Genomic DNA, 16,461 nt, shown 5'->3' on the forward strand with positions numbered 1-16,461 from the left:
CGTAGCGGCAAGGCGGCCTTTTTACGCGGAACACGCTAACTCGGGAAAGGAACATGCGCAAAAAAATCTACTGGATCGAAGGCGACGGCATCGGCCCGGAAATCTGGCGGGCCGCGCGCCCGGTCATTGACGCGGCCCTGGCCAAGGAATCGGATCTCCGCCTGGACTGGCAGGAACTGCTGGCCGGGGAAAAGGCCGTGGCCGAAACCGGCTCCCCTCTGCCCGAAACCACCATGGACGCCCTGCGCGGCGCGGACATCGCCATGAAAGGCCCCCTGGGCACGCCCGTGGGCACGGGCATCCGCAGCCTGAACGTGGCCCTGCGCCAGGGTCTGGATCTTTATGCCTGCATCCGGCCCGTGCGCCATTTCGACGGCCTGGAAACCCCGGTCAAGCATCCCGAGCGGGTGGATATGGTCATCTTCCGCGAGAATACGGAAGACGTGTACGCGGGCGTGGAATTCGCCGCTAATACGCCCGAGGCCCGCAAGCTCATCGCCTTTTTGCGCGATGAGCTGGGCGTGAGCAAGGTGGGCGAGGCCGCCGCCGTGGGCATCAAGCCCATGACCGAGGCGGGCTCCAAGCGGCTGGTGCGCCGGGCCCTGCGCTATGCCCTGGACAACGGCCGCGACAGTCTGACCCTGGTGCACAAGGGCAATATCATGAAGTTCACCGAGGGCGCGTTCCGCCAGTGGGGTTACGATGTGGCCGCGCAGGAATTCGGCGGCCAAACCTGCACGGAAAAAGAGCCCATGCCCGGCCGTCTGGTGGTCAAGGACCGCATTGCCGACGCCATGTTCCAGGAAGCCCTGCTGCGGCCCGAGCAATATCAGGTGCTGGCCACGCCCAACCTCAACGGCGACTACATTTCCGACGCCCTGGCCGCCCAAGTGGGCGGGCTGGGCCTCGCGCCGGGCGTGAACATGTCCGACAGTCTGGCCTTTTTCGAGGCCACCCACGGCACCGCGCCCACCATCGCCGGGCAGGACAAGGCCAATCCCGGCAGCGTGATCCTCTGCGGCGCGCTGCTCATGGAGCATTTGGGCCTGCCCAAGGCTGCGGAGCGCATCCGCTCCGCCGTGGGCAAGGCCATTGCCGCCAAGGCCGTCACCGTGGACCTGGCCGCCCAGGTCAGCGGCGCGCGCGTGGTCGGTTGTCGGGAGTTCGGCGAGATCATAGGAGAAAATTTGTAGGGATCGCCTTTCCGGGGGAGGGGAACTTTTGTAAAAGTTCCCCTCCCCCGGTCCCCCACCCGTCAAAACCTTTATTCTTTAGCGTGATTATGGAGAGAGTCACCCGGAAACACCGGCTGACATAGCCGCGCCGCTTCTTAATAAATGGGGTTCTCAAAGGGCCGCGCCCCTTGAGCCGCCGGAGTCGCTGTTATCCTCTCCATGAAGGCCCTGCCATGATTTCGCTGGAAAACCTGCTGCTCTACGTGCCCCTGGCCGCCATTCTGGTCATCCTGCCGGGGCCGGACTTTGCCCTGATCGCCAAGATTTCCCTTCTGGACGGCAGGCGGCAGGGTCAGGCCGCGGCCTGCGGCGTGGCCCTGGGCATCGTGATCCACACCAGCGCGGCCATGCTGGGCATTTCCGCCATCATCGCGCAATCCGTGTTTCTGTTCAGCATCCTGAAATACGTTGGCGCGGCCTATCTGCTCTGGCTGGGCATCCACGCCCTGCGCCAGGGCCGGGCCGTCAGCCGGGCTGTGGTCCGCACCGCGCCCCTGCCCGGCCGGGAGCCGGAAAGCATGACGGACACAACGGCGCGGCCCGCGCCCCGCGTCCTGTGGCGCGCCTTCAAGCAGGGTTTTCTGACTAATCTGCTCAATCCCAAGGCCGTATTGATTTTTCTGACCTTCCTGCCGCAGTTCATGAACCCGCACATGCCCCTTGTCCCCCAGTTTCTGGAACTGGGCGGCATCATGTCGCTGCTCTGTCTGCTCTGGTACGTGTCCCTGGCCTATATTCTGGGCCAGGTGCGCAGGGCCTTTGAAAATCCCCGTTTCCAGCAATGGCTGCACCGCTGCACCGGCGTCGTGTTCATCGCCTTCGGCCTCAAACTGGCCGCGGCGCATGCCGACTGACCGGGCGGCTTCAACGTCAACACTACTGAAGAAGGTTTCCCATGATCCAGCTTTTTGACCAGACCACCGTTATTGACGGCGCGCAGGTCCTTGCCGTCGGCGAGGCGCGCGCACGGGGCGTGGAGCCGGACGCCGCCCGCGCCCATACCCTGACCCACCGCATTCTGGCGGCCCACAATGCCGCCCCGGCCGGAGACGCGGGCCTGCGCCTGCGCTTTGACGCTCTGGCCTCCCACGACATCACCTACGTGGGCATCATCCAGACCGCCAGGGCCAGCGGCCTGACGGAATTCCCCGTGCCCTACGCTCTGACCAACTGCCACAACAGCCTTTGCGCCGTGGGCGGCACCATCAACGAGGACGACCATCTCTTCGGCCTTTCCGCCGCGAAGAAATACGGCGGCATTTTCGTGCCCCCGCATCTGGCGGTCATCCATCAGTACGTGCGCGAAATGATGACCAAATGCGGCGGCATGATTCTGGGTTCGGACAGCCACACCCGCTATGGGGCCCTGGGCGTCATGGGCGTGGGCGAGGGCGGCCCGGAACTGGTCAAGCAGCTCCTGGGCAAGACCTACGACGTGCCCGCGCCCAAGGTCGTGGCCGTATGGCTGGAAGGAACGCCCGCGCCCGGCGTGGGGCCGCAGGACGTGGCCCTGGCGATCATCGGCGCGGTGTTCAAGAACGGTTTTGTGAAAAACAAGGTCATGGAATTCATGGGCCCCGGCATTGACGGTCTTTCGGTGGAGTACCGCTGCGGCATCGACGTGATGACCACGGAAACCACCTGCCTGTCCTCCATCTGGCGCACGGACGACAAAGTGCGTCAGTACCTGGCCCTGCATAAGCGGGAACAGGATTTCGCCGAACTGGCCCTTCAGGGACCGGCCTGCTACGACGGGCTGATCCGGGTGGATCTGGGCAAGATCGAACCCATGATCGCCCTGCCTTTCCACCCCAGCAACGTCTGGCCCGTGGCCGAAGTGGTTCGCCGCGCGGACGAAATCCTGGCCGCCGTGGACGAAGAGGCCGTGAAACAGTTCGGCGAAGCGGGCAAGAGCCTGAACCTGCGCGGCAAGATCCGCGAGGGCGGCGTATGGGTGGACCAGGGCATCATCGCGGGCTGCGCGGGCGGCTCCTTTGAAAACATCAGCCTGGCCGCCGCCATTCTGGACGACAAGAGCACGGGCAACCAAGCCTTCAGCCTCTCTGTCTACCCGGCCAGCGAGCCGCAGGCCCTGGCCCTGGTGCGCAACGGCTCCACGACCAAACTGATGGCCGCCGGTGCCGTGCTCAAAAACGCCTTTTGCGGCCCCTGTTTCGGCGCGGGCGACACCCCGGCCAACGGAGCTTTGTCCATTCGCCACTCCACCCGCAACTTCCCCAACCGCGAGGGCTCCAAGCCCTCGAACGGCCAGCTTTCCACCGTGGCGCTCATGGACGCCCGCTCCATTGCCGCCACCGCGGCCAACGGCGGCCGCCTGACCCCGGCCACGGATCTGGACTGGAACGACCCCGGCCTGAACGTGGACCTCAACTACCATTTCGAGCCCATCATCTATCAGCGCCGCGTCTACAACGGCTTCGGCGCGCCCAAACCGGAAACCCCGCTGATCTTCGGCCCGAACATCGCGGACTGGCCGGAAATGAGCCCCCTGCCCCAGCATCTGATTCTCCAGGTGGTCAGCGTGATCACCGACCCGGTGACCACCACGGACGAGCTGATTCCCTCGGGCGAGACCTCCTCCCTGCGCTCCAATCCGCTCAAGCTGGCAGAGTATACCCTGTCGCGCAAGGATCCCGGCTACGTGGAGCGGGCCAAGGCCTTCCAGGCCCTGGAAAAAGCCCGCCTGAAAAACCCGGCGGACCCGGCGCTGCTGGCCCGCGTGCGCGAAATCTGCACGCCTTGCGGCGTGGGGGATTTCGTTGACGAACTCACGTCGCTGGCAAACATCGGCCTGGGCAGCACCATTTTCGCGGTCAAGCCGGGCGACGGCTCGGCACGCGAGCAGGCGGCCTCCTGCCAGAAGGTGCTGGGCGGTTGGGCCAACCTGGCCGTGGAATACGCCACCAAGCGCTACCGCTCCAACCTGATCAACTGGGGCATGCTGCCCTTTGTGGTTGACGCTGATCTGGCCAAGGATCTGCGTGTGGGCGACTATCTGGTGATTCCGCGCATCCGCGAGGCCGTGGAAAAGGCCCATCCCAATATCCTGGCCTGCCTGGTGCATGAAAGCGAGGCGGACGGCGAGCATAAAATCTGGGCCGAACAGATCGCCCTGACTCTCAAGGAACTTACGGACGACGAACGCCGGATCATCCTGGACGGCTGCCTGATCAACTTTTACAACAGCAAACAGCCGCAATAGAGCAAAGCAACTTTTTAAAGTTACTTTGCTCCGGCGGCTGCGAAAGCGGAGGCTCGCGCCTGAAGCCCGAGTCAACGTTGAAAATATCAATTCTCAACGTTAATCCGCTCCAGAACACGGCTGCCGCAATACAGAACAAACGGCGCGCGGATATGATCCGCGCGCCGTTTTTCATCAACCAAGCCGAGTGATTACGGCGCAAGGCTGAAGGTAGAGAAAATTGCTTGTTATCTACTTGTCAAATGCGACCGTATGCTCAACGGGTACAGCATTTACAGATTCATGGGCCTCAGCCGGTTCCAGCTCTGCCCTGGCTCTTATGCGCTCGATGGTATTCGCCAGATGAGCGGACAACACTATTAATTGATGCACGCGGGCATGCAGACTTTGCAATTCACCCGTCGTGACGCGTCCACCATGCCGTGGGAACGTCTGCTGCCGGCCTGCGAGCTGTGACACCAGGGTGACAATGGGAGGAGTTGAAGGAGACATAAGGCACCTCTTGCATTTTCTTATTGGCTTTGTCGAAGCAACAACAGCCGGGAGCTAAGAACCGTGCAAGCGCGGCGGGCATATTTCCGGTTAACCGGTCTTGTATTAGCCCACTCCCGGCTGTAAAAGCCAAGAGACACGCTTTTCCAGTAACGAAAAAGCGTTGATCGCCAACATAAAAGTCGGCCTTTGCTTGCAGGAGTTCTTAAGCTCCGTGTATCACAAATAGCGGACGGGATCGGAGCATGTCAATGAAGATATTAGTTTTCGTCAGGGCTGGCGCGTATAACAACGTATTGGCCCTGCCGGTCAGCCTCCGCCCTCGACTCCGCATGGATATTCCGTCATACTGATGATAAATAATCCTAGGCGGAGAAAACCATGCTCAGCGTGTTCGACCTGTTCAAAATCGGCATCGGCCCGTCCAGTTCCCACACAGTAGGTCCCATGCTGGCGGGCAAAGCCTTTGCCGACGAGCTGCGCGGCAAAGGCCTGCTGGACACGACGGCCCGCGTCCAGCTTGATCTTTACGGTTCCCTGGCGCTCACCGGCGACGGGCACGGCACCATGGGCGCGGTGCTCAGCGGCCTGGAGGGGGAGCAGCCGCACAGCGTGGAACCGGTTCATCTGGCCGGGCGGGTCAGCGCGCTGAAAAACGACGCGGACCTGCTGCTGGCTGGAAAACGGGCCGTGCCCTTTGTCTATGCGCGGGACATGCTGGTGCACAAGGGGCTCTTTCTGCCCCGCCATTCCAACGCCCTGACGCTTACGGCCTTTGCCGACGACAGCGCGTCCCTGCTGTCCAAAACCTATTATTCCGTCGGCGGCGGCTTCATCCGCACCGAAGAGGATTTCGACGCCCCGCAAGAGGAATATCCCACACCGCCCTATCCTTACGCCACGGCCGGTGAACTGTTCGCCATCTGCGAGCGGGAGGGCAAAAGCATTGCCGACATCGTGCTGGCCAACGAAATTTTCTGGCGCTCCGAAGCGGAAGTGGCCGCGCGCATGGCGACCATCATCAGCACCATGCGCGAATCCGTGGAGCGGGGCTGCTGCACGGACGGCGTGCTGCCCGGCGGCTACAAGGTACGACGCCGGGCCCCCAACCTGCTGCGCAAGGTCAGCGCGCTCCAGGCCACGGGCCGCCGCGACCTGAGCCTCTGGCCCATGCTCTATGCTTTTGCCGTGGCCGAGGAAAACGCCTCGGGCGGACGCATCGTCACCGCGCCCACCAACGGCGCGGCGGGCATCATACCGGCGGTGCTGATGTACTATACCAACTTCTATCCCCACGCCACGGAGCGGGGCGAGCGGGACTTTCTGCTCACGGCCGGCGCCATCGGCCTGTTCTACAAGCTGAACGCCTCCATCTCCGGCGCGGAAGTGGGCTGCCAGGGCGAGGTGGGCGTGGCCTGCTCCATGGCCGCCGGGGCCTATTGCGCGGTCACCGGCGGCAGCGTGAAGCAGGTGGAGGTGGCCGCCGAAATCGGCATGGAGCACAATCTGGGCCTGACCTGCGACCCCGTGGGCGGACTGGTGCAGATCCCCTGTATCGAACGCAACGGGGTGGCCGCCGAACGCGCCGTGAACTGCGCCCAGCTCTCCCGCCTGGAAGACGGCCGCCAGCGCGTGGTTTCTCTGGATAAGATCATTGAGGTCATGTACCGTACCGGAATAGACCTCCAGGCCCGCTACAAGGAAACCTCCCTGGGCGGACTGGCCCAAGCCATCGGCGAGGCCTACCGGAACTGACCCGGACCACGGAGCCCACAGCCGCCAAGCGCGCCGAAATTCTTCGCACTGCCCTTATTCTCTTAACAAAATTTTGGTTATGGCGTAGGGTAGCGTAAAAATTTTTCGGGGTCCGCGCAACTATGCAGAACATGCTGAATTTCGGTCTTAAGACCCTCTTCCTGCTGGTGGTTCTGCTTGGCGTGGGCGCGATCTATTCCATCGACCAATCCCAGACCTACGGCCGGCTGATCAACTATGTGGGCATCGTGCGGGGCGCGACCCAGCGCCTTGTGAAACTGGAGTTGGCGCAAGAGCCGCGCGACGATCTGATCGCCTATCTTGACGGCATCCAGAATGAACTGCGTACCGGCGAAGGGCCGTACGGCCTGATCAGGCCCGACAACCTGGAATACAACAATAACTTATTCCAGCTCCAGCGGCTCTGGGGAACGCTGAAAGAGGACATCCTGGCCGCCAGACAGGACAAGACCGCGTCCGCCGCCCTGCTGCGCGCCAGCGAGGACTATTTTGACCTGGCGAACAAGACGGTCTTTGCCGCGGAGTCCTTCGCCCACAAAGAAACCTCCATGCTCCTGCGCCTGATCGTGCTCATGGCGGCTTTTCTGCTGCTGACCTGGCTGTTCATTCTCTGGGCCTACGGCAAAAAAATGCTTCTGCTGGAGAATCTGAACAAAAATCTGAACGACATGGCGGATCGGGACCCCCTGACGGGCGCGTATAACCTGGAACGCTTCAAGCGCGAGGCCAAGGAGCTGATCAGCACCGGCGAAAGCACGCGCTATGCCGTGGCCTATGCTGATTTCGCCGACTTTAAATACATTAACGATGTGTTCGGCTATGAATACGGCAGCACGGTCCTCAGGGAATACGCCCGCATTATCGGCAAGGAACTCAAGGAAAATGAGATTTTCAGCCGTATCTCGGCGGACAATTTCGTAATCCTGCGCCGCTATGAGGACAAAGAAGAGCTTCTTGCGCGCCAGCAGTCCGTTGACGCCGACATCACGGATTTCATGCACAAATCCCGGCACAAGCAGACCCTGCCGGTATGCTGCGGCATCTGCTGCCTGGAGGACGCCCCCGGCGACCTGGTCATAGACAACATTCTGGACCGGGCCAATTTCGCGCGCAAGACGGTCAAAAACGGCGCCCATGCCAAATATGCCTTCTACGACGAAAGCATCCGCGACAACCTGCTGGAGGAGAAAGGCCTTGTCAGCCAGATGCAGGAAGCCCTGAACGACGGGGAATTCATCGTCTATTATCAGCCCAAGGTGGATCTGCGCACCGGCGCCATCGCCTGTGCGGAAGCTCTGGTGCGCTGGAAAAAACCCGACGGCCGGATCATCCCGCCCGACAGGTTTATCCCTGTTTTTGAAAAAAACCATCTTATCGCCGAGCTGGACCAGTACGTCTTTGAAAGCGTCTGCCGTTCCCTGCGCCGCAGGCTGGACGAAGAGCGGCCCGTCCTGCCGGTCTCGGTGAATATTTCCCGGCTCCAGTTTTACGAAGCGGACTTTGTGGCCGCCTATGTGGCCGTCAAAAATCGTTACCGGATCCCGAACGGCCTGCTGGACCTTGAATTTACGGAATCCATCGCCTGCGACAACTTCGAGCTGATGACCGAAATCGTGAAAAAGCTGAAGCAGGAAGGCTTTTCCTGTTCCATTGACGATTTCGGGAAGGGCTATTCCTCGCTCAGCCTGCTGAAAAGCCTGCCCATCGACACGCTCAAGATCGACAGGTTGTTCTTTATTGACGGCGAGAATAAGGAAAAGGACGCCATCCTGGTTGAGAGCATCATCGGGCTGGTTCGCAAGCTCCATATCCAGACCGTGGCCGAAGGCGTGGAATCGCCGGATCAGGTCGCCTTTCTGAAGAGCGTCCACTGTGATCTGGTGCAGGGCTACGTTTTTTTCAAGCCCATGCCTGAACAGGAATACGAAACGGCCATAGAGAGAGAGAGAGAGAGAGAGAGAGAGAGAGAGAGAGAGAGAGAGCCGCGCCGTTGCCCGAACCTGAACCGTGTAATGGCAGCCCGCAAAACCAACGGCATTTCCCCGCTCTCCAAAATGCCCCGGCGGCCTGTCTGCCGCGCCGCGCTTCCCCCGGCCGCGCGCAATGATGCCGACTGACGACGCTGAAGGAACAACCATGAACGAAATCCGCATTGTGGCCGAACTTGAGGTCATGCCCGAACACAGGGAAGCCATGCTGCCCGCATTCCGCGCCATGGTGGAAGCCAGCCGGGCCGAATCCGGCAATCTGGCTTACGACCTGACAGAGGACCTGGAAAATCCCTGCCGTTTTTTCATCCTTGAAGCCTGGGCTTCAGCCGAGGCCATTGCCGAACACAACGTCAGCGCGCACTTCAAGGCCTTCGGGGAACTCCAGAAGGACAAACTGCGCCGCAAGGCCGTGGTCAAACTGAAACAGGTCTTCTGAGCGTCAGAAACAGAGAGGGCTCCGGTAACGGAACCCCCTCTGTTTGAAAAAGATACACGTCGCCGCTCGCCCTAGGGTCTGTTAACACTATAGAATTTTTGTTCGCCTGCAAGGAAGATAAACCTGCTTTGAGGGAGTGTACTCTTCTGGTACTCGACCGAAAAAGCAGGTGAAATCTGACGCGGCAGGAGGGCAAAAAGGCATAGCGTTAACAGGCCCTAAGGCTCAATGGCCTCCACCCCATCCATGTACGGCACAAGCGCTTTCGGCAGACGCACGCTGCCGTCTCTCTGCTGGCCGTTTTCCAGAATGGCGGCGATGGCGCGGCCCGTGGGCAGGCCCGAGCCGTTGAGCGTGTGAACAAAGGCCGCCTTGCCGCCCTTGGGCTTGAAGCGGATGTCCGCGCGCCGGGCCTGGAAGTCCCCGCAGTTGGAACAGGAGGAAATCTCGCGATAGGTGTTCTGCGCGGGCAGCCAGACTTCCACGTCATAGGTCTTGGCCGAACCGAAGCCCATGTCGCCGGTGCAGAGCGTGATCACCCGATAGGGCAGCTCCAACAATTCCAGCAGATGCCGGGCATGGCCGCACATCAGCTCCAACTGGTTGAAGCTGTCGTCCGGATGGGCGAAACGGACCATCTCCACCTTGGTGAACTGGTGCATGCGGATGATCCCGCGCGTATCCTTGCCCGCGCTGCCCGCCTCGGAGCGGAAGCAGGGCGTGGCCGCGCAATAGGCGCGCGGCAGGTCGGCTTCGTCCAGAACTTCCCCGGCATGCAGATTGGTCAGCGGCACCTCGGCGGTGGGAATCAGGTAATAGTCCCACTCGCGCAGCTTGAAGAGATCTTCCTCGAACTTGGGCAGCTGGCCCGTGCCGGTCATGGTGGCGCGGTTGACCATATAGGGCGGGCAGACTTCGATATAGTTCTCATGCCGGGTGTGCTGGTCCAGAAAAAAGTTGACCAGGGCCCGGTCCAGGCGCGCGGCCCAGCCCAGGGAAACCACAAAGCGGCTGCCCGTGAGGCGCGCGGCGCGCTCGAAATCCAGGCCGCCCAGGGCCACGCCCAGATCGCCGTGCTCCCGCACCGGAAAGTCGAATCGGCGCGGCGTGCCCCAGCGGGTCACTTCCACATTTTCCGTCTCGTCCCGGCCCACGGGCACGGAAGCGTCCGGAATGTTGGGCACGCGCATGAGCCAGGCTTCCACATCGGCCTTGGCCTGGGCGGTCTGGCCGTCCAGCTCCTTGATGCGGTCCGACAGGCCGCCCAGCTCGGCCAGCAGGGAACCGGCGTCCTTGCCCTCGCGCTTGAGGGCCGCCACCTGGCCGGAGGCGGTGTTGCGCTGACTCTTCAGGGCCTCCACTTCCGCGAGCAGGGCCCGGCGGCGGGCGTCCAGGCCCAAAAATTCATTGACGTCCAGTTCCGAATGCCGGTCGGCCAAGGCTTTGGCCAGCACTTCCGGCTGCTTTTGCACCAGTTTGAGATCAATCATAATCGCTCCCGCAGGGCAGACATATTCGAGAATTCCCCACGCATGTCAGCCTGTTAGCATGAATTTCCGAGAGAGGCGCCAGCGCCGCGTCTTCAGGCCGCGTCCCGGCCGGGAGTCCGGCGGAACACGCGCGCCGCGCGAGAAATCAGACAGCAGCCCTGTAGCATGGGGAGCATTGCCTTGCAAGACGGCTGTTTTCCGGATATATCTAAAAAATATCATAAAAATTTCGAAACATTTTTCGAACTCCGCGAGGCCGTCATGAAACATACCCGCCGTGTCTTTCCCGCCGCCCTGCTGCCGGCGCTGCTGGCAGTCCTGCTGCTCTCGGCCTGCGGACCGAGCAACAACGTGCGCCTGCTTCCCCCGCCGCCGCTGGACGCCTCCGTGCTGCCCGCCCCCAACGCCCCGCGCGTCAGCGTGGTGACCTTTGCCGACAAACGCACGGACCAGTCCGCTCTGGGCGTGCGCCGCGACAACAGCGCCTTTGTGACCAGCGACGACGTGGCCCAGTGGATCAGCCGCGCTCTGGCCGACGAGCTGGCCCGCAACGGCATGCAGGTCACCTTTGCTCTCAATGTGGGCCAGGCCCGCAGCGGCAATCCCGACTATCTGGTCACCGGCCAGGTGGACGAGGCCTGGCTGCGCGAAACCTCGGCCACGGATCTCGCCACCAATCTGCGGGTCAATTACGTGCTGGCCAACCGCCAGGGCCGCCTGCTGCGCGAGTCGCTCTCTTCCAGCCAGAGCCGCACCGGCCTGCCCTCGGGCGCGGCGGCGGAAAACCTGATGCTGGAAACGCTGCGGGATCTCGTGAAGCCCATGGCCCAGAAGATTGTCCAGACCATCCAGGCCAAAAAATAACCGGCCATGGCGGTCCCGCGTTTCGGGCTTGCGGGCCTTGCGTTGCTGCTGTTTCTGGCGTGGGCCGGGCCCGCGCGGGCTGAATCCGGGCGTGTTCCCACCGCTCCGGCGGATGCCGGGGATATGCCTTCCGCGTCGGCACAAGCACCCGCGCTGGAGTTGAGGCCGATTACCGAGGTGGAAATGCGCGCCGTCACCCCGCCGGTGACGCGCGAAGCGGCTTGGGCGCACGCCCGGGCCTCGGCTTGGCTTGCGGCCCTGCACCGGGCCGTAATCGCCTTTCCCCAGCGGCGGGAAATCCGCATGGGCGCGGTAGCTCCGGCGGAGCGCCTGGCTCTGGCCGCGCAATTGTACCGGGCCGCCGCGCCGCCCCTTGCCGACACTCCCAATGCCGCAAAGGCCCCTGACACCGCTGAAGATTCCCCTCTGCACGTGGCGCTCAGCCTGACGTCCCGGCCCCAGGCCGGAACGGAACTGATCCTGGCCCTGCGCAATCCCGAACTGCTGGCCCTGCGCCACACGCTCATCAGCGAAACCAGGGACACGCTGGAAATCATGGACCGTCACTGGCCCGGCGGTACGGCGGCGTTGCAGCCCGCAACCCCCGGCGTGAAAACGCCGGAAGTGGAACGGGGTTTCTGGCAGGCCCGCGACTGGCAACGCATGGGCGCGCGCCTGAACGGCCTCTGGCTGGCCCAGGCCGCCCTGGACCTCACGCCCGAAGGCTGGCTGACCGGGGCCGATGCCCTGAGCACACTGGAACGGGCGGCCAGAGAGGCCCCGCGCAGCCCCACGGTGCGGCTGCTGCTGGCCGAGGCCCAATTGCAGCGCAACCTGCCCCAGCAGAGCATTGAATCCTGTACCGAGGCCCTGCGTCTGGCACCCGGCTCGAACCTGATCAGCGGGCGGGCGCGCTATATCCGCGCACTGGCCCACTGGCGCCTGCAACAGCTGGCCCTGGCCGAGGACGATCTGAACGCGGCTCTGCATACCCGCACCCCCTCCGCGCCCCAAGGCGCGGAGCAAGCCCGGCGCTTGCGGGCGCGCGGCGCGGTGCGCATGCTGCGCCGCAACTATCCGGGCATGTGCGCTGACTTTTCGGCGGCCTGCGCCCTGGGTGACTGCGAGGGCCTGGCCGTGGCCCGCGCGCAGAAGTATTGCCGGACCCGTGCAGCGGCCGCGCCGGAATCCGGTCCTGCCAGCCTGCCGCCGTCCTTTCTTGCCGCGCCCGCCGGACAGATTCCGGAAAACACGGAAAAACAGACGCCCGAGCCCGCACAGGGAAACCCGATGAACTCGGATAAACCGGACCGGCCGGAAGGAGACCCCGCCTCGTGATGCGCGAGCCCCTGCTCAAGGTCTACGGCCATGTTTATCCCATTTCGGACGCATTTTACGCCGACCTGGACGCGGCCTGCGCCGACGCCCTGGCCGACGACGCGGACGAGCCCGTGCTGTGCCGCGAAGGGGATATGGCCCGCGTCTCCTTTGAGGGCGTCTATTTTCCCGTGGACGAGGTGCTGGCGGCCCTGGCCCGGCATTTGCGGCCGGAACACCAGGGCAAGCTGGACGTGCTGGATCTGGAAAACTGGCGGCTCACCCGCCATCTGTTCGACCAGGGGCGGATCCGCAGCAGTTCCGCGCCGTTGAACAACGTGCTGGACTATTCCGGACACTGATTCATTTAGAGCATTTCAACTTTGAAAATGTTGAAATGCTCTGGCGGCCGCGTGAGCGGACGCCAGAGCCTGAATCCAAAGCGGGACCACTTCAAAGCGAATCTGCTCTAAAATGCCCTACTGGCGGCGCTTGAAGAATTTTTCCAGGGCGGCGGCATCCCAGCGCAGCACGCAGGGGCGGCCGTGCGGGCAGTATTCGCGCTCCGGCACAGCCAGCCACTGGCGCAGCAGACCGGCGGCCTCATCGTCCGTCAGACGCTGCCCGGCCTTGATGGCCCCCTTGCAGGACATGGAAATGAACATGCCCGCCAGATCGTCCTTGCGCCCGGCCAGGGCCTCGCGCAGGAAATCGCGGGCCTCGGCGCGCGAGAGCACGGGCGGCATGGCCCGCACCAGCAGCGTCCCGTCCGCGCATTCCAGGGCGAAACCCAGACTTTCCAGACGCTCGCGCAACTGCTGAAAGCGTTCCTGCTCCGCCGGATGCAGACCCAGCTCCAAGGGCAGGGCCAGGCATTGGCCCGTGCCCGCGAAACCGCCCCGGCGCAGCCGTGTGTAAAGCACCCGCTCATGGGCCGCGTGCTGGTCCAGCAAAAGCAGCGCGCCTTCGGCATCCCGTAAAATTAAATAGGTGTCGGCCACCTGTCCCAGATAGGACAGCGGGCCCACCCGCAACGGTTCGCGCTCCCGCGGCTCCGGCGCGGCAGCGAATGAGGCATCGGACACGGCAGCCGGTTCCGGAACAAGGCCGGACCAGGCCGCGTCCGGCATGGAGGCGGACGCACCCGCGCCCTCCGGCGGAAAAGAGTGTTCAGCGGGCGGCCCGTAGGGCGCGGCGTCTTCCTCCACGGGCGCGAAGATGCGCGGGGCCGCACTCCGGTCAGGGGGCACGCTCACCCGCCAGTCTTCCTCCGGAGCATCCGGGGCGGAAGACGTTTCCGGGCGGGCCAGCAGCGGCGGGTCATCCAGACGGCCCCAGAATCCCTGTGGCCTGGGCGCGGCCGCTTCAGAAGCCGATGCCGTTCCGGCCGGATTCTCCCGCGCGGGAAACAGTCCGCCGGGCTGCCCACTGGACGGTCCTTCCGTAAAAAGGTCCGGGGCAGCAGCGTCCGGGGCTTCGCCCTCCAGAGCCGCCGTGAACGACGTGACCAGGGCGCCCTGCACCGCGTGCAGGCAGGCGGAAAAGACCGCCGATTCATCCCGGAAGCGCACTTCGGACTTGGCCGGGTGCACGTTGACGTCCACCTCGCACGGGTCCATGTCCACAAAAAGCGCCACCTGCGGATAGTCGCGGCTGGTCAGACGGCCTTTGTAAGCCTCGCGCACGGCTGCCAGCAGACGTTTGTCCAACACCGAACGGTTGTTGACAAAGAGCAGGATGCGGTCCCCGCGCGGCTGGCTCACCGTGGGCAGGGCCGCCAGGCCGTGCACGCGGATGCCGTGGCGCTCCCCCTCAAAGGGACGCAGAGCCTCCACGATCAAGCGGGGCCAGAGCAGGGCCAGGCGGTCGCGCAAGGTCTGGCCGGGCAGAAAGCGCAGAGCCTCGCGATCGCCGGAATGCAGACTGAAGCCCACTTCCGCCCGGGCCAGGGCCAGGCGCGCCAGCCAGTCCTGGGCGCGTTTGAATTCCGTGGCCGGGGTCTTTAAAAATTTAAGGCGGGCGGGTATATTGGAAAAAAGATCGCGCACCTCCACGATGGTGCCCTTGTGCAGCGCCGCCGGGCTTGACGCCAGAAGGCGGCCGTGCTCCACTTCCACGCAATGGGCCGCGCTTTGGTTGCCCGGCCCCTGCCAGGCGGACACGATGCGGAAGCGCGAGACCGAAGCGATGCTCGGCAGGGCCTCGCCCCGGAAGCCATAGGAACGGATGCGCTCCAGGTCGTCCATGCTGGCGATCTTGCTGGTGGCATGGCGCGTGACGGAAAGCTCCAGCTCATCGGCGGGAATGCCGCAGCCGTCGTCCTGCACGCGGATCAGGGCCTGACCGCCGTTGTCCAGGCGCACGTCGATACGCGCGGCCCCGGCGTCCAGACTGTTTTCCACCAGTTCTTTGAGCACGCTGGCCGGGCGTTCCACCACTTCACCGGCCGCGATCTGATTGCGCAACTCAGGCGGTAATAAACGGATATGACGCATTTTTTCAGACATGGAACCAGTGTAGTCGGCTCACTCCCGCAAGGCAAGCGCCCGCGCCCTTGCCTTGCGGCGCGTCGTGCTTATTTTGAGAGAGGCAGGCAAAAACTGCGCCAAGCCATGCGCTCCCCGGCGCGCGCCGCCTGCCGGGAGAAAAATATGCACAATACGACCACAGCCATCACAACTTCCGCGCCCGGACCATTGGCCCTCAAGGGCTACGACCCCGAACTCCTCTATGTGGAATGCGGCCGCTGCGGCTCGCCCGTCATGTGGGAACAGGGCCGGGCCAGCCGCATTCTGGAACAGGCGGGCATCGACCCTCTGGAACTGGATGCCTCCTGTCTGCTGGTCACGGACGGCTGCCCCATGTGCGGCAGCAAGGGCCAGTACACGGTCCAGATTTTCCGGGTCAGCGCCGGATCGGAAACACGCCGTCCCCCGTATTACGGCACGGCCTAGAGTGGTTTCACTTTGAAATTGCCCTAATCTGTTCCAGACACGCCCGTTGCCGAAAACGCAAAAGGCCGCCGGAATTCCGGCGGCCTTTTGCGTTGCAGACGCATTGCCTTTTGCGGAGGCGCCCTGACGGGCTAAGCGTATTTTTTACTGATCTCTTCCCCGGCCTTTTCCACGTCGGCGCGCATTTTCGCGCGTGCCGCCTCGATTTTCCCATGCAGCGCGGGATCGGCCACGGCCAGGATCTGGGCGGCCAGCCAGGCCGCGTTGCGCGCCCCGGCCTTGTCCAGGGCCACCGTAGCCACCGGGAAGCCGGGAGGCATCTGCACGGTGGAGAAAAGCGCGTCCATGCCGGCCAGGCTGCCGCCGGACACCGGGATGCCGATCACCGGCCTGCTGGTGCGCGCGGCCACGGCCCCGGCCAGGTGCGCGGCCATGCCCGCAGCGCAGATAAAGACCCGCGCGCCTTTGGCTTCCTCGTCGCGTACCAGGGCTTCAGTGCGCTCCGGCGTCCGGTGGGCCGAACTCACGGTAAACACATAGTCAATGCCCAGGCTTTTCAGCACGTCCACGCAGGGGCTGACTTTTTCCTCGTCGGACTTGGACCCCATCAAAATAACAACATGCGCCATGATACCATCCTGTTTGCTTCAGACATTGCGCCACCGGGGAAAGCGGCCTGAATC

At 63.5% G+C, this 16,461-nt stretch carries 13 protein-coding genes; 10 read left to right on the forward strand and 3 right to left on the reverse strand.

Annotated features, from left to right (window positions below; translation table 11 throughout):
- The first annotated feature begins 53 nt into the window (after positions 1-53).
- The 6 genes from icd to AXF13_RS13180 all read left to right on the forward strand — a co-directional run bounded on the left by icd (position 54) and on the right by AXF13_RS13180 (position 9,153).
- The gene (icd, locus tag AXF13_RS13155; RefSeq protein WP_062253920.1) at positions 54-1,193 is read left to right on the forward strand and encodes an NADP-dependent isocitrate dehydrogenase; all 1,140 of its coding nucleotides are present in this window, start codon (positions 54-56) and stop codon (positions 1,191-1,193) included.
- Positions 1,194-1,408: 215 nt separating this feature from the next.
- Complete coding sequence (locus tag AXF13_RS13160; RefSeq protein ID WP_062253922.1) at positions 1,409-2,089, forward strand: LysE family translocator; 681 nt, start codon at positions 1,409-1,411, stop codon at positions 2,087-2,089.
- A 41-nt stretch (positions 2,090-2,130) separates the two neighbouring features.
- Complete coding sequence (locus AXF13_RS13165) at positions 2,131-4,458, forward strand: hydratase (protein WP_062253924.1); 2,328 nt, start codon at positions 2,131-2,133, stop codon at positions 4,456-4,458.
- 873 nt (positions 4,459-5,331) lie between these two features.
- Positions 5,332-6,705, forward strand: coding sequence for an L-serine ammonia-lyase (locus tag AXF13_RS13170; protein WP_062253926.1), 1,374 nt, complete (start codon positions 5,332-5,334; stop codon positions 6,703-6,705).
- 122 nt (positions 6,706-6,827) lie between these two features.
- Positions 6,828-8,843 (forward strand): putative bifunctional diguanylate cyclase/phosphodiesterase, encoded by a 2,016-nt coding sequence (locus AXF13_RS13175; protein ID WP_083522100.1) that lies wholly within the window; start codon positions 6,828-6,830, stop codon positions 8,841-8,843.
- A gap of 19 nt (positions 8,844-8,862) precedes the next feature.
- Positions 8,863-9,153 carry a putative quinol monooxygenase gene (locus tag AXF13_RS13180; protein WP_062253928.1) on the forward strand — a complete coding sequence of 97 codons (291 nt, stop codon included), beginning with the start codon at positions 8,863-8,865 and terminating at the stop codon, positions 9,151-9,153.
- A 218-nt stretch (positions 9,154-9,371) separates the two neighbouring features.
- On the opposite strand, the gene serS is transcribed toward AXF13_RS13180, so the two are convergent.
- Complete coding sequence (gene serS, locus AXF13_RS13185) at positions 9,372-10,643, reverse strand: serine--tRNA ligase (protein ID WP_062253929.1); 1,272 nt, start codon at positions 10,641-10,643, stop codon at positions 9,372-9,374.
- A gap of 261 nt (positions 10,644-10,904) precedes the next feature.
- Between serS and AXF13_RS13190 the strand changes: the two genes are divergently transcribed.
- Genes AXF13_RS13190 through AXF13_RS13200 form a run of 3 tightly spaced genes read left to right on the forward strand, consistent with a single transcriptional unit; the run spans position 10,905 to position 13,186 of the window.
- On the forward strand, positions 10,905-11,507 hold the full coding sequence (locus tag AXF13_RS13190) for a hypothetical protein (RefSeq protein ID WP_062254912.1): 603 nt from the start codon (positions 10,905-10,907) through the stop codon (positions 11,505-11,507).
- A gap of 6 nt (positions 11,508-11,513) precedes the next feature.
- The gene (locus AXF13_RS13195; RefSeq protein WP_223299924.1) at positions 11,514-12,845 is read left to right on the forward strand and encodes a tetratricopeptide repeat protein; all 1,332 of its coding nucleotides are present in this window, start codon (positions 11,514-11,516) and stop codon (positions 12,843-12,845) included.
- Complete coding sequence (locus AXF13_RS13200) at positions 12,845-13,186, forward strand: hypothetical protein (RefSeq protein WP_223299925.1); 342 nt, start codon at positions 12,845-12,847, stop codon at positions 13,184-13,186. The genes AXF13_RS13195 and AXF13_RS13200 overlap by 1 nt, the downstream gene beginning before the upstream one ends.
- Before the next feature lie 117 nt (positions 13,187-13,303).
- Here the strand turns inward: AXF13_RS13200 and mutL are convergent, their stop codons facing one another.
- Positions 13,304-15,331, reverse strand: a complete 2,028-nt coding sequence (mutL, locus tag AXF13_RS13205; RefSeq protein WP_062253932.1) for a DNA mismatch repair endonuclease MutL — start codon at positions 15,329-15,331, stop codon at positions 13,304-13,306.
- 144 nt (positions 15,332-15,475) lie between these two features.
- On the opposite strand from mutL, the gene AXF13_RS13210 reads away from it, so the two are divergent.
- Positions 15,476-15,778, forward strand: a complete 303-nt coding sequence (locus tag AXF13_RS13210; protein WP_008683037.1) for a hypothetical protein — start codon at positions 15,476-15,478, stop codon at positions 15,776-15,778.
- A 131-nt stretch (positions 15,779-15,909) separates the two neighbouring features.
- Here AXF13_RS13210 and purE read toward each other — a convergent pair whose 3' ends face one another.
- On the reverse strand, positions 15,910-16,407 hold the full coding sequence (purE, locus tag AXF13_RS13215) for a 5-(carboxyamino)imidazole ribonucleotide mutase (protein WP_008683036.1): 498 nt from the start codon (positions 16,405-16,407) through the stop codon (positions 15,910-15,912).
- Positions 16,408-16,461 lie beyond the last annotated feature (54 nt).

The sequence above is a fragment of the Desulfovibrio fairfieldensis genome (assembly GCF_001553605.1).
Classification (GTDB): Bacteria; Desulfobacterota; Desulfovibrionia; order Desulfovibrionales; family Desulfovibrionaceae; genus Desulfovibrio; species Desulfovibrio fairfieldensis.